Annotated in this window: 19 protein-coding genes; 11 read left to right on the top strand and 8 right to left on the bottom strand. The window is 63.2% G+C overall.

Annotated elements, in window-relative coordinates; all coding sequences use genetic code 11:
- Nucleotides 1–58 precede the first annotated feature (58 nt).
- The 4 genes from AC1D10_RS24105 to AC1D10_RS24090 all read left to right on the top strand — a co-directional run bounded on the left by AC1D10_RS24105 (nucleotide 59) and on the right by AC1D10_RS24090 (nucleotide 3,232).
- Complete coding sequence (locus AC1D10_RS24105; protein ID WP_477276269.1) at nucleotides 59–985, top strand: SurA N-terminal domain-containing protein; 927 nt, start codon at nucleotides 59–61, stop codon at nucleotides 983–985.
- A gap of 1 nt (nucleotide 986) precedes the next feature.
- Nucleotides 987–2,015 (top strand): 4-hydroxythreonine-4-phosphate dehydrogenase PdxA, encoded by a 1,029-nt coding sequence (pdxA, locus tag AC1D10_RS24100; protein ID WP_477276267.1) that lies wholly within the window; start codon nucleotides 987–989, stop codon nucleotides 2,013–2,015.
- A 25-nt stretch (nucleotides 2,016–2,040) separates the two neighbouring features.
- Nucleotides 2,041–2,874, top strand: a complete 834-nt coding sequence (gene rsmA, locus AC1D10_RS24095; protein WP_477276265.1) for a 16S rRNA (adenine(1518)-N(6)/adenine(1519)-N(6))-dimethyltransferase RsmA — start codon at nucleotides 2,041–2,043, stop codon at nucleotides 2,872–2,874.
- A gap of 67 nt (nucleotides 2,875–2,941) precedes the next feature.
- Nucleotides 2,942–3,232 (top strand): DUF1330 domain-containing protein, encoded by a 291-nt coding sequence (locus AC1D10_RS24090; protein ID WP_477276263.1) that lies wholly within the window; start codon nucleotides 2,942–2,944, stop codon nucleotides 3,230–3,232.
- A gap of 6 nt (nucleotides 3,233–3,238) precedes the next feature.
- Here AC1D10_RS24090 and gmk read toward each other — a convergent pair whose 3' ends face one another.
- The 7 genes from gmk to fabD all read right to left on the bottom strand — a co-directional run bounded on the left by gmk (nucleotide 3,239) and on the right by fabD (nucleotide 9,799).
- Nucleotides 3,239–3,895, bottom strand: a complete 657-nt coding sequence (gene gmk / locus AC1D10_RS24085; protein ID WP_095086392.1) for a guanylate kinase — start codon at nucleotides 3,893–3,895, stop codon at nucleotides 3,239–3,241.
- A 3-nt stretch (nucleotides 3,896–3,898) separates the two neighbouring features.
- Complete coding sequence (locus tag AC1D10_RS24080) at nucleotides 3,899–4,789, bottom strand: YicC/YloC family endoribonuclease (protein WP_477276260.1); 891 nt, start codon at nucleotides 4,787–4,789, stop codon at nucleotides 3,899–3,901.
- Between the two features lie 154 nt (nucleotides 4,790–4,943).
- Entirely contained in the window at nucleotides 4,944–6,206 is a 1,263-nt protein-coding gene (gene mltG, locus AC1D10_RS24075) for an endolytic transglycosylase MltG (protein WP_477276258.1), read from the bottom strand.
- Nucleotides 6,207–6,302: 96 nt separating this feature from the next.
- Nucleotides 6,303–7,565 carry a beta-ketoacyl-ACP synthase II gene (fabF, locus tag AC1D10_RS24070; RefSeq protein WP_477276256.1) on the bottom strand — a complete coding sequence of 421 codons (1,263 nt, stop codon included), beginning with the start codon at nucleotides 7,563–7,565 and terminating at the stop codon, nucleotides 6,303–6,305.
- 34 nt (nucleotides 7,566–7,599) lie between these two features.
- Complete coding sequence (locus tag AC1D10_RS24065) at nucleotides 7,600–7,836, bottom strand: acyl carrier protein (RefSeq protein WP_006203723.1); 237 nt, start codon at nucleotides 7,834–7,836, stop codon at nucleotides 7,600–7,602.
- 211 nt (nucleotides 7,837–8,047) lie between these two features.
- On the bottom strand, nucleotides 8,048–8,785 hold the full coding sequence (gene fabG / locus AC1D10_RS24060; RefSeq protein WP_477276254.1) for a 3-oxoacyl-[acyl-carrier-protein] reductase: 738 nt from the start codon (nucleotides 8,783–8,785) through the stop codon (nucleotides 8,048–8,050).
- 60 nt (nucleotides 8,786–8,845) lie between these two features.
- Entirely contained in the window at nucleotides 8,846–9,799 is a 954-nt protein-coding gene (gene fabD / locus AC1D10_RS24055; RefSeq protein WP_477276252.1) for an ACP S-malonyltransferase, read from the bottom strand.
- Between the two features lie 253 nt (nucleotides 9,800–10,052).
- On the opposite strand from fabD, the gene AC1D10_RS24050 reads away from it, so the two are divergent.
- Nucleotides 10,053–12,005: an LTA synthase family protein gene (locus AC1D10_RS24050; protein ID WP_477276629.1), complete on the top strand. Its 1,953-nt coding sequence runs from the start codon at nucleotides 10,053–10,055 to the stop codon at nucleotides 12,003–12,005.
- 48 nt (nucleotides 12,006–12,053) lie between these two features.
- Here AC1D10_RS24050 and AC1D10_RS24045 read toward each other — a convergent pair whose 3' ends face one another.
- On the bottom strand, nucleotides 12,054–13,700 hold the full coding sequence (locus tag AC1D10_RS24045) for a pilus assembly protein TadG-related protein (RefSeq protein ID WP_477276251.1): 1,647 nt from the start codon (nucleotides 13,698–13,700) through the stop codon (nucleotides 12,054–12,056).
- Between the two features lie 454 nt (nucleotides 13,701–14,154).
- On the opposite strand from AC1D10_RS24045, the gene rpsF reads away from it, so the two are divergent.
- From rpsF to AC1D10_RS24015, 6 genes are all read left to right on the top strand, one after another.
- Entirely contained in the window at nucleotides 14,155–14,646 is a 492-nt protein-coding gene (gene rpsF, locus AC1D10_RS24040; RefSeq protein ID WP_477276249.1) for a 30S ribosomal protein S6, read from the top strand.
- A complete protein-coding gene (rpsR, locus tag AC1D10_RS24035; protein ID WP_006203718.1) occupies nucleotides 14,646–14,894 on the top strand; it encodes a 30S ribosomal protein S18 in 249 nt (82 codons plus the stop codon). The genes rpsF and rpsR overlap by 1 nt, the downstream gene beginning before the upstream one ends.
- 219 nt (nucleotides 14,895–15,113) lie before the next feature.
- A complete protein-coding gene (gene rplI / locus AC1D10_RS24030; RefSeq protein WP_477276247.1) occupies nucleotides 15,114–15,698 on the top strand; it encodes a 50S ribosomal protein L9 in 585 nt (194 codons plus the stop codon).
- A gap of 285 nt (nucleotides 15,699–15,983) precedes the next feature.
- Entirely contained in the window at nucleotides 15,984–17,282 is a 1,299-nt protein-coding gene (locus AC1D10_RS24025; RefSeq protein ID WP_477276245.1) for a class I SAM-dependent methyltransferase, read from the top strand.
- A gap of 245 nt (nucleotides 17,283–17,527) precedes the next feature.
- The gene (locus AC1D10_RS24020; protein ID WP_477276243.1) at nucleotides 17,528–18,496 is read left to right on the top strand and encodes a small ribosomal subunit Rsm22 family protein; all 969 of its coding nucleotides are present in this window, start codon (nucleotides 17,528–17,530) and stop codon (nucleotides 18,494–18,496) included.
- Nucleotides 18,497–18,711: 215 nt separating this feature from the next.
- Entirely contained in the window at nucleotides 18,712–20,202 is a 1,491-nt protein-coding gene (locus AC1D10_RS24015) for a replicative DNA helicase (RefSeq protein WP_258592706.1), read from the top strand.
- Nucleotides 20,203–20,249 lie beyond the last annotated feature (47 nt).

The raw sequence follows: 20,249 nt of genomic DNA, 5'->3' as shown, positions 1-20,249 counted from the left end.
TTCGCGCACCGGAAAAGATAAAATTGGGCGGGACCGGGATAGAATTGGGATACCAACGATGAGGAAATACCTCTTTTCAGCAGGGTTCGCATTGCTTGTGGCGGCGACTTCCCTGTCGATCGCCGTGATGACGCCGCCGGCTTTCGCCAGCGAGATCAAGTACGTCGTCAACGACATTCCGGTCACCACCGGCGACATCGCACATCGCGCCGCCTTTCTGAAGCTGCAGCGCAAGAAGGGCGACGCCGCCCAGGAAATGATCGACCAGACGCTGCGCATGGCCGAGGCCAAGCGGCTTGGCATCCGCATCAGCGACGCGCAGGTCGAGGCCGCCTACCAGCGCTTTGCCTCGAGCAACAAGATGCAGCTCAGCCAGCTCGACGGCGTCATGGCGAAGTCCGGGGTCAGCAAGGAACACTTCAAGGAATTCATCCGCGCCCAGATGGCCTGGAACCAGGCCTTGAGCGCGCGTTACCGTTCCGGCGACGGCACCGGCGCTGTCAGCGAACAGGACCTTGTCAGGAAGATGCTCGAAAAAGGCGGCGCCAAGCCGAGCGCCACCGAGTACATGCTGCAGCAGGTCATCTTCGTGGTGCCGGCGGCAGAGCGCAGCGCGACGCTGGCCAAGCGCAAGCGCGAGGCCGACGCCATGCGTACCCGCTTCAACGGTTGCAACACGACGCGCGAATTCGCCAAGGGCCTGATCGACGTCACCGTTCGCGATCTGGGCCGCGTGCTGGCGCCGCAACTGCCGGCGGACTGGGCCGAACAGGTCAAGGCTACCAAGGTCGGCGGCGCCACCCCCACGCGCGAGACCGACCGCGGCGTCGAATTCATCGGCATCTGCTCGTCGCGCGAAGTGTCCGACGACAAGGTCGCCCAGATGGTGTTCCAGGGCGAAAGCTCCGGTGACAAGAATGCCGACGAGCTCAGCAAGAAATATGTCGACGAGTTGAAGGCGAAAGCCCGCATCGTCAAGCGCTGACGTGGGCAGCACGGTGATTGCGCTCGCGTTGAGCGCCGGCGATCCGTCCGGCATCGGGCCGGAGATCGCGATTGCAGCCTTCATGGCGCGCGAGGCTGCCGCCTTGCCGCCCTTCTATCTGCTCGCCGATCCGGCGCTGATCGCATCCCGGGCGCGCCTCCTTGGCATTTCGCTGCCGATCGTCGAAACGACGCCAGCGCAAGCGGCGCAAGTGTTTGCACGCGCCCTGCCGATCGTTCCACTGGCCGCTCGCTGCATCGACAGCCCCGGCCGGCCGGACCAGGCCAACGCGGCCGCCACCATCGAGGCCATCGATCGTGCCGTCGCCGACTGCCTTGCCGGCGAAGCCGCAGCCGTCGTCACCTGCCCGATCGCCAAGAAACCGCTCTACGATGCCGGCTTCCGCTTTCCCGGCCACACCGAGTATCTGGCGCATCTGGCGGCCCGATACAGCGGCGTCGAGGCGATGCCGGTGATGATGCTGGCCGGCCCCGACCTGCGCACCGTGCCCGTCACCATCCACATCGCCCTGGCGGAGGTGCCGAAGACGCTGACCACCGCATTGATCGTCGCGACCGCGCGCATCACCGCCGCCGATCTGACCCAGCGCTTCGGCATAGCCCGGCCGCGGCTGGCCATTGCCGGACTCAATCCGCATGCGGGTGAAGGCGGCGCCATGGGCCTCGAGGACGAGCGTATCGTGCGCCCGGCAATCGACATCCTGCGGGCAGAAGGCATCGACGCCTTCGGGCCCTTGCCCGCCGACACGTTGTTCCACGCCCGGGCGCGGGCCGGCTACGACGCAGCCCTGTGCATGTATCACGACCAGGCGCTGATCCCGACCAAGGCACTGGCCTTCGACGAGGCGGTCAATGTCACGCTCGGCCTGCCCTTCATCCGCACCTCGCCCGACCACGGCACCGCCTTCGACATCGCCGGCAAAGGCGTGGCGCGGCCCGACAGCCTGATGGCGGCGCTGAAGCTTGCCAGGCGATTGGCCGACACCGGCACAAAGGCGGCCGCCGCATGAGCGCTTCCTGCCTGAGCCTGTGCACATGAGCATCGACGGGCTGCCGCCGCTGCGCGAGGTGATTGAGCGTCATGGGCTGCAGGCAAAGAAGGCGCTCGGCCAGAATTTCCTGTTCGACCTCAACCTCACCGGCAAGATAGCCCGCACCGCCGGCGACTTGTCCAATGCGACCGTGATCGAGGTCGGTCCCGGCCCCGGCGGGCTTACTCGCGCATTGCTCTCCAACGGCGCGCGTCACGTCATTGCCATCGAGCGCGACGAACGCTGTCTGGCTGCGCTCGCCGAAGTATCGGATCATTATCCCGGCCGGCTGGAGATTGTATCCGGCGATGCGCTGAAGACGGATTTCGCAGCACTGGCCAGTGAAGGAGCCGGCCGACCGGTGAAGATCATCGCCAACCTGCCCTACAACATCGGCACGGAGCTGCTGGTGCGCTGGTTGACGGTCGGCGAATGGCCACCCTTCTACGCATCGATGACGCTGATGTTCCAGCGCGAGGTGGCCCAACGCATCGTCGCCGCACCCGGTAGCGATGCCTATGGCAGGCTTGGCGTGCTGGCCGGCTGGCGCACGCAGGCCAGGATCGCCTTCGACGTGCCGCCACAGGCTTTCACGCCGCCGCCCAAGGTCACCTCTTCAGTGGTGCATCTGGAGCCGCGCGCGACACCCCTGCCCACCGATGTGAAAAAACTCGGCCGCGTCACCGAAGCCGCCTTTGGCCAACGCCGCAAGATGCTGCGGCAGAGCGTGAAAAGCCTCGGCGGCGAAGCCTTGCTCGAGCGCGCCGGCATCGATCCGACACGCCGCGCCGAAACGCTCAGTGTCGAGGAATTCGTACGCCTGACCAACACGGTGTAGCGCCGGCAGGTCTGGAATCGCCTCGGTCAGGGCATAGATAATCTGGCGAACATGCCGGAGAACCAAAATGCCTGCCTATGTCATTTCCGATGTCACGATCCGCGACGAAGAGGCGATCGAGATCTACCGATCCCGCGCCGCTGCCTCCATCGCCCAGCATGGCGGGCGCTATCTGCGTGGCGGCCAGGTGGAGACGCTGGAAGGCAAGTGGCATCCCGGACCGCTGATCGTCGTCGAATTTCCTGACATGGAACGAGCCAGGCGTTGGTACGCCTCCGCTGAGTATGCGGCGGCGCTGGACGTGCGCGATGCCGCGCTCAGCCGCAATCTGATCCTGGTCGACGGCATGGCGCCCTGAAGCCAGTCAGCCCGTCTTCTCGTCCAACAATCCCGAGACGAAATCGAACAGGCCGGGCCGGCGGTCGCGCCTTAGCCGCTCGGCGACGACGATGCCGCGCACTTCGGCGAAGGCGCGGTCGAGGTCGTCATTGACGATGACGAAATCATATTCCTTCCAGTGCTCGATCTCGTTGCGGGCATTCTTCAGCCGCGTCTCTATCACCGCCTCCTGATCTTCGGCGCGGCGCTTCAGCCGCGCTTTCAATTCCTTCATCGACGGCGGCAGGATGAAGATCGAGACAATGTCGGCGCGCATCTTCTCCTTGAGCTGCTGTGCGCCTTGCCAGTCGATGTCGAACAGCATATCGCGTCCTTCAGCCAGCGCCAGTTCGGCCGGCTCGCGCGGTGTCGCGTAGCAATTGCCGTGCACCTCGGCCCATTCCAGCAACGCGTCGGAATCGCGCAGCCGCTCGAAATCGCGCATGGTCCGGAAATGGTAGTGAACACCTTCGATCTCGCTGCCGCGGCGCGGTCTGGTCGTGACCGACACCGACAGTTCGAGGCTGGAATCGCTTTCAAGAAGGTTGCGCGCGATCGTCGACTTGCCAGCCCCCGATGGCGACGACAAGACGAGCATCAGGCCCCGGCGGCGAATGCGGGACCCTAAATCCTTGGCAACCATTGGCTACTCCAGATTCTGGATCTGTTCACGAAACTGGTCGACCACGGCCTTCAGCTCCAGCCCGATCGCGGTGACCGTAGCGGCGTTCGACTTCGAGCACAGCGTATTCGATTCGCGGTTAAATTCCTGTGCCAGAAAATCGAGCTTGCGGCCGACCGCACCGCCACCCTCAAGCAGTGCCCGGCCAGATGCGACATGCGTTTTCAGGCGGTCGATCTCTTCGCGGATATCGGCTTTGGTGGCGAGGAAAGCCGCCTCCATGTGCAACCGGGTGACGTCCAGATTGGCGGAAGCATCCATCAGCAGCCTGACCTGCTCGGCGAGGCGTTCGCGGATCGCTACCGTCTCGCGTGACGGATCCGCCTCGGCTTGCTGCGTCAGCGCCTCGATTGCGTCGATGTGGCCCGCCAGCAATAAGGCCAGTGCGGCACCTTCGCCCTGTCGTGCCTGTTCCAGTCCTTTGAGGGCCACCTCGAGCGCGGCCATGATCGCGATGTCGAGCGCGGCGCGCACTTCTTCGGTTTCGACAGTTTCGGGAATATCAAGCACGCCGCGCAGCGAAAGCAATCCGTCTGCCGTCGCGGGGGCAACGCCGAACTGCTCCTGCAACCGCTTGGCAAGCCCCGCCAGGTCCTTCAGGAAGGATTCGTTGACGACTGGCTGCGCCTGCGCGCCGGCGGCACGGCCGATGGTCAGTGTCGCCTGGAAATTGCCGCGCGCAAAACGCTTCTGAAGCGTCTGCCTGACGGCCGGTTCCAGTCGCTCGAAGCCTTGCGGCAGCCGCAGCCGCACCTCGACGCTCTTGCCGTTGACGGACTTGACCTCCCAGGCGATCGCGGTGCCTTCATGCTCGGCGACGGCACGTGCAAAACCGGTCATGCTCTGCAAATTCATATCGCCCACAAGTCCCTGGCGCATCAGCCCGAAACCGGTTGTCCGGAGAGGAGCACGTGCGGTTGAAATGACTGCGCCGCAGGTGCGTCGAAATCGGACGCGCGGCTCTTCCAAATGTCAGGGCGTCGCCTGTTGGGCAACGCCTTTCTTCATCCTACTGGGCAGCACCCGCATCGCCGCCGCCATCACCGCTGTCGTCGCCAGCGTCAGCCGGCTTGTCGGCATTGGTGCCGTCAGCCGGCTTGTCGGCATTGGTGTCACCGGCGCCCGCAGCCTTGGCGGCGTCATCGGCCTGCTTCTTCTGCAACGCGCGATAGCGGGCGACGTTCTCGTTGTGCTCTTCCAGCGTCGCGGCAAAGACGTGCCCGCCGGTGCCATCGGCGACGAAGTAAAGGTCGTCGGTCTTCGACGGATTGGCCACCGCCTCCAGCGCCGCACGACCCGGATTGGCAATCGGCGTCGGTGGCAAGCCGTTGATCACATAGGTGTTGTAGGGCGTCTGCTTCTGGATGTCCGACTGGTAGATCGGCCGCTCCGCTGGCTTGCCCTTGCCGCCGAACAGGCCGTAGATGATGGTCGGGTCAGATTGCAGGCGCATGCCCTTGGCCAGCCGGTTCAGAAAGACGGCGGCAACCCGCGAACGCTCGTCACCCTTGCCGGTTTCCTTCTCGACGATCGAGGCCAGCGTAACGAACTCTTCGACGTTGGCCAGCGGCAGGTCCGGCGCGCGCCGCTGCCAGACATCCTCGACCAGCTTCTTCTGATCCGCCAGCAGCTTGTCGACCATCTGCTGGCGCGTCGCGCCGCGGGTGAAGCGCAGCGTGTCGGTGGCGAGGCTGCCCTCGGGCGGAGTGGTCGCCGGCATGTCGCCGCTCAGGGCAGGCTCGTCGGCGATGCGCTGCAGCGCCTGCTCGACCGTCAGCCCTTCTGGAACGGTCAGCGAATACATCACCGACTTGCCACTCTTCAAAAGCTCCATGATGTCGCGCATGGAGGCCCTGGGCTTGATCTCGTACTCGCCGGCCTTCAGTGCTGAATCATTGCCGAAGGCGCGCACGCCAAGGCGGAAGATCCGCGCGTCGCTGATCAATCCGCGGCGTTCGAGCTGGTCGGCAATATCCTGGACGCCGGTGTTCGGCTTGACCAGGAAGGTGTCGCCATTGGCCGAGGGGCCAGCTTCAGTGAATTCCTGCTTGCCAAAATAGAGCGCGACGCCCGCCGTCAGAACCATCAGCATCACCAAGGAGATGACGAAGTTCATAAACACGACGATCTGGCTGCGCGAGGCCCGCGAGCGCTTCGGCGGTGGCGTGCCGGCCTCTGGCCGCAGCGCTTCGTTTGCAGTCTTCGGCATGATCGGACCTGATGTTGCCGGCCGTTGCCCGAATTCTCCGTTGCCCGCCGGATTTGTGTTCATTTCGCCCTACCGTTTGATCGCTCAACGAATCCCCTGCGGCAGAGTAGGGGCGAATATGGCAAAATTGACGACAAGCGTCGCCCGGCAGCCGGGCGGTCAGCCATTGTAGCGCTGGAAGACGAGCGAAGCGTTGGTGCCGCCAAAGCCGAAGGAATTGGACAGCGCCACGTCGATCTGGCGGGCGCGCGGCTTGTTGGGCACCAAGTCGATCGCGGTTTCGCGCTCCGGGTTGTCGAGGTTGATGGTCGCCGGCGCGACATTGTCGCGAATGGCAAGGATCGAAAAGATCGCTTCGGCAGCACCCGCCGCCCCCAGCAGATGACCGATCGACGACTTGGTCGACGACATCGAAATCTTGGACGCGGCATTGCCGACAAGCCGCTCGACGGCACCGAGCTCAATGGTATCGGCCATGGTCGAGGTGCCGTGCGCGTTGATGTAGTCGACATCGGCGGGCGTCAGCTTGGCCCGGTTCAACGCCGCCGTCATGCAGCGAAAGGCGCCGTCGCCGTCTTCAGCCGGCGCGGTGATGTGATAGGCGTCACCGGTGAGACCGTAACCGGTCACCTCCGCGTAGATCTTCGCGCCGCGCGCCTTGGCATGTTCGAGTTCTTCAAGCACGACGACGCCGGCGCCCTCGCCCATGACGAAGCCGTCGCGGTCGCGGTCATAGGGGCGCGACGCTGTTTGGGGCGCATCGTTGCGATCGGTCGACAGCGCCCGGCATGCCGCGAAGCCGGCAATCGACAGCCGCGTTACCGGCGCCTCGGCGCCACCGGCGACCATCACGTCGGCATCGCCCCACATGATCAGCCGGGCAGCATCGCCAATGGCGTGCGCGCCGGTCGAACAGGCCGTGACGACGGCATGGTTCGGACCTTTCAACCCGTGCCGGATCGAAACCTGTCCGGAGACGAGATTGATGATCTGGCCCGGGATGAAGAAAGGGCTGATGCGGCGCGGGCCGCGTTCTTTGAGGATCATCGCGTTTTCGGCGATGCCTTCGATGCCACCGATGCCGGAGCCGATCAGCACGCCGGTGGCGCACTGCTCGGCATGGGTCTTGGGTTCCCAGCCGGAATCCTTCAGCGCCTCGTCGGCAGCGGCAATCCCGTACAGGATGAAGTCGCCGATCTTGCGCAATTCCTTCGGCTCGAGCACGGCCTCGGGATTGAAGGTGGCATTGCTGCCGTCACCACGCGGAATGACGTGGGCGATCTTGCAGGCAAGATCCTCCACCTCGAATTCGGTGATGCGCTTTGCTGCGCTGCGGCCGGTCAGAAGTTCCTTCCAGCTGTGCTCGAAGCCCATGCCGAACGGCGACAGCAAACCAAGGCCCGTGACGACGACACGCCTCATCGCAGGTCCTCCCCGGTGATGACTGCGGAAAGCGTCAGGCCGATGCCTTGTCGATATACTTCACAGCATCGCCAACGGTCAGGATGGTCTCGGCCGCGTCGTCGGGGATCTCGACGCCGAATTCTTCTTCGAACGCCATGACGAGTTCGACCGTGTCGAGGCTGTCGGCGCCCAGATCATCGATGAAGCTCGCCTGCTCCGTCACTTTGTCGGCATCGACGCCAAGGTGCTCGATGACGATCTTCTTGACGCGCTCTGCGGTGTCACTCATTTGGGGCATCCTCGTCTTTTGTTTGTCTGTCTTCGTTAGCGGGCAGAATGCCGCTAATCAAGCTGAAAGATGGTCCTGCCGGAAACGCAACGGCCACGGACCGGTTTTTGCCCGAACCGCCGGGTTGCGGGCCGCATTACACGAAAAATAGCTGAGGTCCAAGCCGAAATGGTCTCTTTTCACAAGCCGGCAACAACTCCGCCGGACTCGTTCAAATCATCGCCATGCCGCCATTCACATGGATGGTCTGGCCGGTGACGTAGCCGGCTTCGTTGGAGGCGAGATAGGCAACGGCGGATGCGACTTCAACGCTGGTGCCCATGCGGCGCGTCGGGATCGCCGCCATGATCGCCTCCTTCTGCTTGTCGTTGAGCTTGCCGGTCATCGCCGATTCGATGAAGCCCGGAGCGACGCAGTTGACGGTGATGTTGCGGGTGGCGATCTCCTGCGCCAGCGACTTGGAAAAACCGATCATGCCGGCCTTGGAGGCGCAGTAGTTGGTCTGGCCGGGATTGCCGGTGACGCCGACCACCGAGGTGATGTTGATGATGCGGCCGTGGCGGCGGCGCATCATTGGATGGGTGAGTTCCCGCGTCAGCCTGAACACGGCGGTCAGATTGACCTCGAGCACGGTGTCCCAGTCGGCGTCAGACATGCGCACGAACAGGCCATCCTTGGTGATGCCAGCGTTGTTGACCAGGATGTCGACACCTTCCAGATCGGCCTCCGCCTTCTGGCCGAGCGCCTTGACCTCGTCGCGGTTCGAGAGGTTGGCCGGGAACAGCTTGACCCGGTCGCCAAGCTCGGCAGCCAGCGTCTCCAACTTCTCGACGCGGGTGCCATGCAGGCCGACGATGGCGCCTTGCGCATGCAGCACCCTGGCGATGGCCTCGCCGATGCCTCCCGACGCGCCGGTGACGAGTGCCTTGCGGCCAGTCAATTCGAACATTTTTGTCTCCTGATTGAGAAGAGAACACCCTTCGCACGGATGGGGTCAAATCGCATCCTATTAAGCATTCGTCGCCAGCGCCGCCTCGACCTCTGCCGCGGAGCCGACCGACGCGGTGGCGATCTCGCGGTTGATGCGCCGCGCCAGGCCTGAAAGCACCTTTCCGGCGCCAATCTCGTAAAGCGTGGTGATGCCGTTTGCGCCGAACCATTCCACCGTCTCGCGCCAGCGCACGCGGCCAGTAATCTGTTCAACCAGACGCCGCGCAATCTCGTCGGGGTCGATCGAGGTCGTCACCGACACGTTGGAGACGACTGGGACGACCGGCACATTCTTGGCCACGCCAGCCAGGGCTTCCCGCATGACGTTCGCGGCCGGCGCCATCAGCGCCGAATGGAAAGGCGCAGAGACCTGCAGCATCAGCGCGCGCTTGGCGCCCTTGTCCGTGCAGAGCCTTGCCGCCAGTTCGACCGCTGCCTTGGCGCCGGAAATCACCAGTTGGCCGCCGCCATTGTCGTTGGCGATCTGGCAGACAGAGCCGTTGCCAGCCCCTTGGGCCGCCTCGGCGCAGGCGGCCTCGACGTCAGCCTGGTCCAGTCCGATGATCGCCGCCATGGCGCCCTCGCCGGCCGGCACCGCCGCCTGCATGGCATTGCCCCGGATGCGCAGCAGCCGGGCGGCATCGGCAACCGAAACGAAGCCGGCGGCCGCGAGCGCCGAATACTCGCCCAGCGAATGGCCGGCAACATAGGCAACCTTGCCCTTCAGCGAGAAGCCGCGCGATTCCAGCGCCCTGATCGCGGCCAGCGACACCGCCATCAGGGCAGGCTGCGCATTGGCGGTCAGCGTCAACGTCTCCTCCGGCCCTTCCCAGATCAGCTTCGACAGGTTCTCGCCGAGCGCGTCGTCAACTTCCTGGAAGACCCTGCGCGCTTCGGGAAACGCTTCGGCGAGATCCTTGCCCATGCCAACAGCCTGGCTGCCTTGTCCGGGGAAAGTGAGTGCAACGGCCATGCGAGGGCTCCCAAGGGCTGGTTTTGCTTGCCTGATAGACGGGTTTTTCTTGCCTGTGACGCAAGGCAGGCCGCCAAGTCAAGCCCAGTTCGACCCCGCCGGGCGGCATCATCGCCGTCCGAATGCCTGCTCCAAAAGGCTTCCTGGCGATCACTCCTGATGAAAACCGCTCACGAATCGTTTGCTGGCTCTTCTTATTTCCGCCACAGGCGCTAGCTTTCGGTGACAATAATATGACAATCGAGTGACGTGTTTGTCGCTGGGTGGGGAAGTTAAGGTGACAAAGAGTTCGAAACGCGCCGCCAAGGCGGCGCCACAGTTCCTTGAAGACGATCCGTCCACCGGCTACCTGCCGGGCAGGACATGGCCGGTTGTGCGCTATGGACTGATCAGCCTGGCAATCGCGGCCGTCCTGGTGTTTGCCATCGAATTGATTGTGCGTGGCGACTTTGCCGGCACAGTCTCCTTCTTCCTGCAGCCGCTCAAGCCGGGCTGGACCACCATCGTCGTGTTTGCGCTGATCCTGATCGGCCTCGATGCCGTGCTCGGCCGCAGCCACCAGAGCCTGATGATCGTCGCACCGCTGACCCTTTCCCTTGCCTTCGTCGGCCACCAGAAGTCACACTATCTCGGCGATCCGCTCTATCCCACCGATTTCCTCTATGCCCGCCAGATCTTCGCGCTGCTGCCTCTTCTGGTGCGCGACCGGCCGATGACCGCGCTCGCCATGGTGGTAGGCATCGTCGCCGGCCTGTCGCTGCTCGTCTATGGCTGGCGGCTGTGGCGCCGCAAGGTTCCGGCGCTCAGCCGCAAGGGTCGCCTTGCGCGGTTGACGCTGGCTGTGCCGCTGCTCGCCTTCTTCGTTTCGATCATGGATTACGCCACCTTCTCCTGGACCAGGGACCGGCTGCAGATCATCCCGATCATGTGGGACCAGAAGGAAAACTATGCCTCCAACGGCTTTGCCCTGGCCTTTGCCCTCAACGTGCCGATGGCGCATGTCTCGGCGCCGCCGGGCTATTCCGACAAGGCAGTCGCGGCGATCGACCGAAGCGATGTGACCGCCTCGGTGCCGGCCGAGAAGCCCGACATCATCATCGTCATGAGCGAATCCTTCTGGGATCCGACCAAGCTGCCCGGCGTCACCATCACCCCCGACCCGATCCCCAATGTGCGGGCGCTGCGCTCCGGCTCGATGTTCTCGCCCGAATTCGGCGGCATGACCGCCAACATCGAGTTTGAGGCGCTGACCGGTTTCTTCAACGCATTCCTGCCGGCCGGCAGCATTCCCTATCAGCAATATGTGCGCACACCGACGCCTTCGCTCGCGACTTTCCTCAAGAGCGAGGGTTACCGGGCGCGCGCCATCCACCCCGGCACCAACTGGTTCTGGAACCGCGGCGCGGTCTATGCCGATTTCGGCTTCAACGATTTCAAATCCGAAGAGACGCTGCCGCCCATGCAAAAGCGCGGTCCGCTGGCATCCGACGCAGCGATGACCGACGAGATCATCAGCGAGGCCGACGCCAGCGACGAACCGGTGTTCTTCTTTGCCGTCAGCCTGCAAAACCACGGCCCCTACGAGCCGAACCGCTATTACAATCCGACACACACGGTGCAGGCACCGATCAGCCAGTGGGCGCGCGAATCGCTGCTCAGCTATGCCGAAGGCTCAGCCGACGCCGATCGCGGCCTTGAACGCCTTGTCGAATGGGCGAAGAAACGCTCCCGTCCCACCGTGATTGCCTTCTTCGGCGATCATCTGCCTCCGCTGGGGCCGGTCTATGTCGAGACTGGTTTCCTGAAGGACAATGTCGCGCCGCGCAAGGAACCGACGCCGGAAGCCGCACTTGAGCATCACCAGACGCCGCTGATCATCTGGTCGAACCGATCCGGTCCGGTCGAGAACCTGGGCGCGGTGAGCCCGGCGTTCCTGCCCTACCACATCCTCACCACCGCCGGCATCACCCACCCTTACTACACTGGCTTCCTGGGCGAGATGCGCGAGCGCTACCGCGTCGTCGACCGCAACCTGTTGCTGACGCCGGCGGGCGAGGCCACGCCCGACTGGGCGCGGCAGAAGGAGATCGACCCTCAGATCCGCGATTTCCGCCTGTTGCAATACGACATGATGTTCGGCAAACGCCTCGCGGCGCCGGATTTCTTCCCCGAAACGGTCGACAAGGTCGTCGCTCACACGAGTTGAGCCACTCGATCCCGTCAGGATCCCGCCCGGCGCACTCGGGTCACGCGTTCAATTCGTCAATTGCAGTTTCGAGAACTTGTTGGCGATCTGCTGGAATACGTCCGGCAGTTTGGTTGGATCGTTGACGGCATAATAGCCGCTGGGGTCCGAGGCACAGGCACTGTAAAGCGCGCGGTTGGCGGCGGTGTCGGATTGCAGCACCATTGTGTAGATCTGCACGCCTTCATTCTTCAATTGGGTACAAACGCTTTTGGTCCAGCCGTCGACATTGCGCGCCGCAGTCGTCTGGTTGTCCGATCCAAAACGGCCACCCGCCAGATAGCCATAGGATGTGTAGTCGGACTTCGTCGGCTGTTCACTGGCGCCATAGACGACGTTCTCCCCGTCGGTCAGCAACAGCACGATCTTGCTGACGCCAGGCGTCTTCCACGGCACTCCATCGGTGTAGGGCGCGCCGGGCGACAGCACCCGCATGCCCCAGGAGAGGCCTTCGGAGACATTGGTACCCGAACCGTTCCACTCGGTCATCTGGCTTGCTGCCTTGCGCAGCTTGTCGAAATCGTCGGTCAGGGGAACGACCGGTGTCGGGCAAGCGCGGTTGGGGCCGACGGTGATGGGGGAGCCCGTCTCGGTGATGAGCTCCTTGGCGGGCGCAACATATTTGGCGATCTTTTCCTTGGCGGATTTGCCGGGCGTCAACAAATCGCTGATGAGATCGCTGAGATCGATGCCGAGAAGGTTGTCCTTATTCTTGGCGAGCTTGACCTTGTCGCTGACGTCGTCGAGATACGAATTGTTGTAGTACTTGCTCGAATTGCCGTAGGAGCCAGACGGCATCTGGGCATCTTCCGGATCGTCCGGCGCGAAATACGGAACGAACAGCGTGTCGGGCTTTGCCGGGTCAGGTGGGCTGTCGGAAATGTTGTAGGTGCCCGGCCGCGCCTCGACGCAGCCTTTCCATCCGGTGCCGTTCCATCCGGGCTCGGTCCATCCGGTCTCCTTGAGCTGCTTGAAAAGCGCCATATGATGGGGACGCTTGCCGTCGATGACCGGGAAATTGAGGCCGTTGGTGGAAGACTTGCCGTCCATGTCGATCCAGGACGGGTCGAATTCGTCGCCATCGACGTTGACGGCCGTGACGAATGGGACCAGCGAGGCTCGGATATCGCGCGTCGGCGATTTTGCCGCTTCGAGGGTGTTGAGCAACGAATTCGTCGCAGTCCTCAGCGCCGTCATGCGCGCGCCGGCCATGGAGCCGGTATTGTCCAGCACCAGCACGACTTCGAGCTGGTTGTTCGATTCGACGGCGGCGGCATCGACCTCGATGCGCTTGCTGTTGCCGAACAGGAAGGCAAAGTTCAGATTGACGTCGGCTGAGGCAACCGCCTTCGTCTTGACGAAGTTGATACCCCTGTCGACGGTCAACGTCGCCTTCGCATTGCCGAGTTCGCCGTGGCCGGCGATGTTGGCCTGGAAATAGCGGTCAAAAGCGTCATTGCGGGTGATGTCGAGATCGCCAAGATGTGAAGAGGCAAGGTTTGCCGCATCGAGGGCGTTCCGCAGGTTGCTCCTGGCCCGCATGAGGGTGGAGACATCGGTTGCAAAGGCGATAGCCGTGATGATGGCCGGCAACCCCAGTCCCAGCACAAGCGTAAAATTGCCGCTCGTCGAGCGCCAGAACTTATTGAGAAGCATCTTACCCCCAAATGCTCGCCGCTTTGTGCGCGGTTGTCCGGCTTTTGCGCCTCCCATGATGAATGGGCCGTTGATGGCGGCGGTTCAACTGCGCACAACCTGGCAGTGTGGTTAAGACCTGGTTGCAGGAATCACAAAGCCTGGCCGTTGTTGCTGCTTGATTTTCAGCCCTGCGACACAAGAGAATGCCGCTTGCGCTTGCGTTGTGGGCGGATTGCTGTATAGACGCCCCCAATCTGCCGGTCCCAGCTGGGGGCTGAACGGAGGGCCGGAGGTTTTTTCGAACACCTTCGTGTGAAGCCAGAAGTGCTTCCGCCTCCCGTGTCTCCGCTCTCGACCGTCTCGACATGCTCCTTTCTTCCCCGTTCCCTTCGAGGGTTTGCGGGTCAGAGAAGTTGCAGAGGCTTTTGCCGCCGGGAACCGGGAGAGAAACGAAGAAAGGCACTGAACCATAATGGCTCTTTACGAACATGTGTTTCTTGCCCGGCAGGACCTCTCGCAGCAGCAGGTCGATGCGCTTGTCGAACAGTACAAGGGTGTCATCTCCGCGAATGGCGGGTCCGTCGGCCGGGTCGAGAACTGGGGATTGAAGTCCCTCACCTACCGGGTCAACAAGAACCGGAAGGCTTACTACACGCTGATGGACCTGAGCTGCCCGCCGGCCGCGCTCAACGAGATGGAGCGCCAGATGGGCCTGTCCGAAGACGTGCTGCGTTTCCTGACCATCAAGGTCGAGGCGCATGAGGAAGGCCCGTCGGCCATGATGCAGAAGCGCGAAGAGCGCTCGGAACGCGGCGGCTTCGGCGACCGCGACCGTGGCGATCGTGGCCCGCGCTCCTTCGGCGACCGTGATCGTGGCGACCGTCCGCCGCGCTCGTTTGGCGACGCCGGTGCTGATCGTGGTCCGCGCCGTCCGCGCGAAGGCTTTGAAGGGGGTGCAGAATAATGGTCGACATCAACCAGATCCCGACCCGGCGCCCGTTCCATCGCCGCCGCAAGACCTGCCCGTTCTCCGGCGCCAACGCGCCCAAGATCGACTACAAGGACGTGCGTCTGCTGCAGCGCTACATTTCCGAGCGCGGCAAGATCGTGCCGTCGCGCATCACAGCCGTCAGCCAGAAGAAGCAGCGCGAACTCGCCAAGGCGATCAAGCGCGCCCGCTTCCTCGGCCTGCTGCCCTACGTGGTTCGCTAGGACTTTCGAGCGGGCGGCTTGCCGCCCGCTTTTTCACCGGCCACGACGGGCGTGACCGGGTCGAACATCAAACCCCGGGTTGGATTTCAAAGAGAGATCCTAACTGCCTGAACAGGCAGGACAGCGACACCGGCGCCAATGCGCCCAAGCTTCCTGACCTGTTCCCAAGACATTCGGCGTCGATCCCGGTGATTGGCGTCCAACCGAAGGAACAAAACCATGGAAGTCATTCTTCTCGAACGCGTTTCCCGCCTCGGCCAGATGGGCGATACCGTCAAGGTCAAGGACGGCTTTGCCCGTAACTTCCTGCTGCCGCAGGGCAAGGCGCTGCGCGCCAACGAAGCCAACAAGAAGAAGTTCGAAGGCCAGCGCGCCCAGCTCGAAGCCCGCAACCTCGAGCGCAAGTCGGAAGCCACCGAGGTCGCCGAAAAGCTCGACGGCAAGAGCTTCATCGCCGTTCGCTCCGCTGGTGAAACCGGCCAGCTCTACGGTTCCGTTTCGACCCGCGACATCGCCGAGCTGCTGACGGCGGGAGGTTTCACCGTCAATCGCAACCAGATCCTGCTCAACCAGCCGATCAAGACCATCGGCCTCACCAATGTGGCAATCGCGCTGCATCCGGAAGTCGAAGTCACGATCACGCTCAACATCGCCCGCACGGCCGACGAGGCCGAACGCCAGGCCAAGGGCGAGACGCTGACCACCGCCGAAGCCATTTACGGCGACGACATCAACGACAACGCCCGGCCGGAAAACTTCTTCGACCCGAACACCGAGTTCGAAGGCGGCGAAGACAACGCCTGACGGTTCGAGTTGCCGGTGCGCGCCGCCGGGCGTGCCGCACTCAGCTTCGATCCCAGCTGGCCTCGGCCATGCTGGACCAATGCCCGGGTCTCTCGCCCGGGCATTTTTGTGCCAAATGGAACTTTTCGAACCCCTATATATTGATGCAGACTACAACGCCGCGCGTCCTTTGGACGCGCAAAGGACGCTGTAGGACTTTGGTTTGGCGCGTGATCCTGGCCGAAAATCGATTTTCGATCTTCTGGGTCAGGCGTCGAGGCAGCCTGTCTGAGGGGACATTTGGTCATGAATATCCTGTTGAAGCGCGTTCTCGACCGCCTGGTGCGCACCGGCAATCTCAAGGTAACCGGCCCCAAGGGCGCGACAGTGGTTTTCGGTGATGGCAGCGGCGAGCCGGTGCACATGCACATCAAGACCGCGCATGCCGAGCGCGCCATCACCTTCGATCCGATGCTGGCGGTGCCGGAATCCTACATGGACGGCGAGCTCGACATCCTCGAAGGTGGCGTGCTGGGTGTGATGCGCATCGCCTTCCAGAACATGGGCAGCGGCGGCATCGACGCCACCTGGTCGAAAGCCATCGAGGGCCTGCGTCACGCCTTCCGCCGCCTGCAGCAGATCAACACCGCCTCGCGCTCGCGCCGCAACGTGCAGCGCCACTACGACCTGTCCGGCGACCTCTACCGGCTCTTCCTCGACGAGGACATGCAGTATTCCTGCGCCTATTTCGAGCAGCCGGACATGACGCTCGACGAAGCCCAGGCCGCCAAGAAACGCCACATCGCCGCCAAGCTCAGGCTGAAGGCCGGCCAGACGGTGCTCGACATCGGCTCCGGCTGGGGTGGGCTCGGCCTCTATCTCGCCAAGGCCTTCGACGTCGATGTGCAAGGCGTGACGCTGTCGACCGAACAGCATGGCGTCGCCACCGACCGGGCGCATGCGCAAGGGTTGGAAAGCCGCGCGCATTTCGAGCTCAAGGACTACCGCGAGCTCAACGAGCGTTTCGACCGCATCGTTTCGGTCGGCATGTTCGAACATGTCGGCGTCAACCACTTCCGCACCTTCTTCGACAAGAGCGCGACGCTGCTCAAGCCGGATGGCGTCATGCTGTTGCACACGATCGGCCGCTCCGGCGTGCCATGGGCGACTAGCGCCTTCATCCGCAAATACATCTTCCCCGGCGGCTATATCCCCGCGCTCTCCGAGATCATGCCGGCGATCGAGAAATCGGGCCTGATCGTCACCGACATCGAAATCCTGCGGCTGCACTATGCCGACACGCTGAAGCACTGGGGCGAGCGCTTCGCCGCCAACCGAGACAAGGCCAAGGCGATTTACGACGAGCGCTTCTGCCGCATGTGGGAGTTCTATCTGGCCGCCTCGGAAGCTGCTTTCCGCTGGCAGGATCTTGTCATCTTCCAGATCCAGATCGCCAAGAAGAACGACGCCTTGCCGATGACGCGCGACTACATGGCCAAATGTGAGAAGGCGCTTGAGATGCGCGACATGGGCCACCGTGAAACGGCTCCCGTCAAGAAGAGCCCGGCTACCAGGCCAGCTCGCCGCCGCAAGGTTGCGGACTAAGGCGCGTCGCGTTTGAACGGACCCCGGCGACGCGCCTCAGGTGTCGTTCTGCCAAAACCGGGCTCCGGTTGAGCGACATGCATTGGAAATACTATTGCCGCTTGCCATTGCCTGCCCCTGCACTGAAAAAGGTCCCGTGATCGCCACGGGACCTTTTTCATGACCTATGTCCTCTACGTCGCTGCCGCTCTGGCCGAGATCGCCGGCTGCTTTTCGTTCTGCAGCGCGCCACACGGAGCCTGAGCATGGAGTTGCCGGCCCCACTTCGCCTGGGTGTCGAGCGCCTGCTCGAAAACGTCCCGCTGGCGACACTGAAGCAAGCGGCAAAAACGCTATCCGACCGCTATCGCGCCGAGTTGCGCGACGGCCGGCTGCATATGGCCGAGGACATGGCCGTGCAAGCCTATCTGGCGACGCGGCTGCCGGCGACCTACGCCGCCGTCCGCGCCAGCCTCGACGCGCTGAGCGATGCCAGGCCCGGCTTTCAACCCAGGAGCCTGCTGGACGTCGGCGCCGGCCCTGGTACGGTGCTTTGGGCCACGACCGACCTGTGGCCCGATCTCGAACAGGCGGTGTTGTTCGAAGCCAGCGCCGCAGTGCGCAAGGTCGGCGAGACGCTTGCCACTGATGCGATTGCCGCGCAGACCAGGTGGCTGGCCGGCGACGCCACCATAGACCTTGCCGATCTGGAGCCGGCCGACCTGGTCACCTGCGCCTATGTGCTCGACGAAATTGTCCCCGCTTCACTGCCAAAGCTCATCGATCGGTTGTGGCAACTCACTGGCGATACGCTGCTGATCGTCGAACCGGGCACGCCGGCCGGGTGGCAGCGCATCCTTGCCGTGCGCCGGCAACTGATCGAGGCGGGCGCGCATGTGCTTGCGCCCTGCCCGCATCAGGCGCCCTGCCCGCTCGCCCCGCCCGACTGGTGCCATTTTTCCCGCCGCGTCGCTCGCTCGCGCCTGCACCGGCTGGCCAAGGATGCCGACGTGCCGTGGGAGGACGAGAAGTTCATCTATGTCGCCGCTTCCCGAGACGGGCCCACGTCCCGCCAGCCACGGGTTCTAGCACCACCGAAATCCGGCTCCGGCAAGGTTCTGCTCAAGCTTTGCCAGCAAGACGGCACTGCCACGGAGCGATTGTTCACCAAGCGCGACGGCGCGGACTTCAAGCTGGCCCGGCGGCTGGACTGGGGCGACAGGCTGGGCAGGTGATAGACCGCAACACCCACAATTTTCCTGTTTTGTTCTTTTTTGAGAACCGCTAGGCTCGCCACTTCGATTCGAGTCAATCAGGATTCTTTCCACCGAAAAATCTTGGCTGTGAATCGCGGGCATCAAAGACGGTTGGGCGGGCACTGATGCATATAAGTCAGCATCAAATTGTCGGGTTCTGATATCGAGAAGCCGGGATCGGAATCGGGGACATCATGGCAGAAGCAGCGCGAAAATTCGGCGTCGCGGAAACACCGCTTTATCGTGAAGCGCCAAACAACATCGAGGCCGAGCAGGCATTGCTCGGCGCCATCCTCGTCAACAACGACGCCTTCTACCGCGTCTCGGACTTCCTCAAGGCCAGCCATTTCTACGAGCCGCTGCACCGCAAGATCTATGAGGTGGCATCCGAGTTCATCCGCATGGGCAAGGTGGCGACGCCGATCACGCTGAAAACCTTCCTGCCGGCCGACGAGAAGGTCGGCGACATGACGATGGCGCAATACGTCGTTCGGCTGGCGGTTGAAGCCGTCACCGTCGTCAACGCCACCGACTATGGCCGCGCCATCTATGACCTTGCGACGCGCCGCGCGCTGATCACCGTCGGCGAGGACATGGTCAACATCGCCTATGACGCGCCGGTCGACATGGCGCCCACCGAACAGATCGAGGATGCCGAGCGGCGGCTGTTCGAGTTGGCCGAGAACGGCCGCTACGATGGCGGTTTCGAGAGTTTTTCCGATGCGTTGAAGAACGCCGTCGACATGGCCAGCGCGGCCTACATGCGCGATGGCCACCTGTCCGGCATCGCCACCGGCCTGCGCGATCTCGACCATCGCATGGGCGGCCTGCAGCCTTCGGATTTGATCATCATCGCCGGCCGACCCGGCATGGGCAAGACATCGCTGGCCACCAACATCGCCTATAACATCGCTGCCGCCTATGAGCCTGCCCAGCAGGCCGACGGCTCCGTCAAGGCGGCCAATGGCGGCGTCGTCGGCTTCTTCTCGCTCGAAATGTCGTCGGAGCAGCTGGCCACCCGCATCATCTCCGAGCAGACTGAAATCCCGTCGTCGAAGATCAGGCGTGGCGATTTGACCGAAGCCGATTTCGGCAAGCTTGTCGCGTACACGCAGGAGAACCACAAGCGCCCGCTCTACATCGACCAGACGGGTGGTATTTCGATTGCCCAGCTTGCGGCTCGCGCCCGCCGCCTCAAGCGCCAGCGCGGGCTGGACCTGATGGTCATCGACTATATCCAGCTCATGCAGGGTTCGTCCGCCAAGGCGTCGCAGAACCGCGTCCAGGAAATCACCGAGATCACCACCGGACTGAAGGCGCTTGGCAAGGAGCTTGGCGTGCCGATCATCGCCCTCTCACAGCTCTCGCGTCAGGTCGAAAGCCGCGACGACAAGCATCCTCAGCTGTCCGACTTGCGCGAATCGGGCTCGATCGAGCAGGACGCCGACGTGGTGCTGTTTGTGTACCGCGAGGAATATTACATCAAAAACAAGGAGCCTGAGAAAGGCACGCCCGAGCATCTCGCCTGGGAAACAAAGATGGTCGAGGTCCAGGGCAAGGCCGAAGTGATCATTGCCAAGCAGCGGCATGGACCGACCGGCACCGTCAGCCTCGCCTTCCAGGGCGAGTTCACCCGCTTCTCCGACCTTGCCGAAGAGCATCATTTGCCGGAAAGGTTCGAGTAATTTTTTGACCTACCCTCGCGCACCGCGCCCAGGCCATTTTCAGGCGG

It is taken from the genome of Mesorhizobium sp. P2_A8 (assembly GCF_056404935.1).
Note: the sequence above shows the minus strand (reverse complement) of the source record. Positions and strands in the feature narration are given on the sequence as shown.

Bases quoted from the DNA above. Each gene is read 5' to 3' on its own strand.
- fabG (WP_477276254.1), bottom strand. From the start codon at position 8,785: ATGTTCGAATTGACTGGCCGCAAGGCACTCGTCACCGGCGCGTCGGGA.
- AC1D10_RS24025 (WP_477276245.1), top strand. From the start codon at position 15,984: ATGAATATCCTGTTGAAGCGCGTTCTCGACCGCCTGGTGCGCACCGGC.
- AC1D10_RS24015 (WP_258592706.1), top strand. From the start codon at position 18,712: ATGGCAGAAGCAGCGCGAAAATTCGGCGTCGCGGAAACACCGCTTTAT.
- AC1D10_RS24045 (WP_477276251.1), bottom strand. From the start codon at position 13,700: ATGCTTCTCAATAAGTTCTGGCGCTCGACGAGCGGCAATTTTACGCTT.
- mltG (WP_477276258.1), bottom strand. From the start codon at position 6,206: ATGAACACAAATCCGGCGGGCAACGGAGAATTCGGGCAACGGCCGGCA.
- rpsR (WP_006203718.1), top strand. From the start codon at position 14,646: ATGGTCGACATCAACCAGATCCCGACCCGGCGCCCGTTCCATCGCCGC.
- AC1D10_RS24080 (WP_477276260.1), bottom strand. From the start codon at position 4,789: ATGAATTTGCAGAGCATGACCGGTTTTGCACGTGCCGTCGCCGAGCAT.
- rpsF (WP_477276249.1), top strand. From the start codon at position 14,155: ATGGCTCTTTACGAACATGTGTTTCTTGCCCGGCAGGACCTCTCGCAG.
- fabD (WP_477276252.1), bottom strand. From the start codon at position 9,799: ATGGCCGTTGCACTCACTTTCCCCGGACAAGGCAGCCAGGCTGTTGGC.
- rplI (WP_477276247.1), top strand. From the start codon at position 15,114: ATGGAAGTCATTCTTCTCGAACGCGTTTCCCGCCTCGGCCAGATGGGC.
- AC1D10_RS24090 (WP_477276263.1), top strand. From the start codon at position 2,942: ATGCCTGCCTATGTCATTTCCGATGTCACGATCCGCGACGAAGAGGCG.
- AC1D10_RS24105 (WP_477276269.1), top strand. From the start codon at position 59: ATGAGGAAATACCTCTTTTCAGCAGGGTTCGCATTGCTTGTGGCGGCG.
- fabF (WP_477276256.1), bottom strand. From the start codon at position 7,565: ATGAGGCGTGTCGTCGTCACGGGCCTTGGTTTGCTGTCGCCGTTCGGC.
- AC1D10_RS24065 (WP_006203723.1), bottom strand. From the start codon at position 7,836: ATGAGTGACACCGCAGAGCGCGTCAAGAAGATCGTCATCGAGCACCTT.
- gmk (WP_095086392.1), bottom strand. From the start codon at position 3,895: ATGGTTGCCAAGGATTTAGGGTCCCGCATTCGCCGCCGGGGCCTGATG.
- rsmA (WP_477276265.1), top strand. From the start codon at position 2,041: ATGAGCATCGACGGGCTGCCGCCGCTGCGCGAGGTGATTGAGCGTCAT.
- AC1D10_RS24020 (WP_477276243.1), top strand. From the start codon at position 17,528: ATGGAGTTGCCGGCCCCACTTCGCCTGGGTGTCGAGCGCCTGCTCGAA.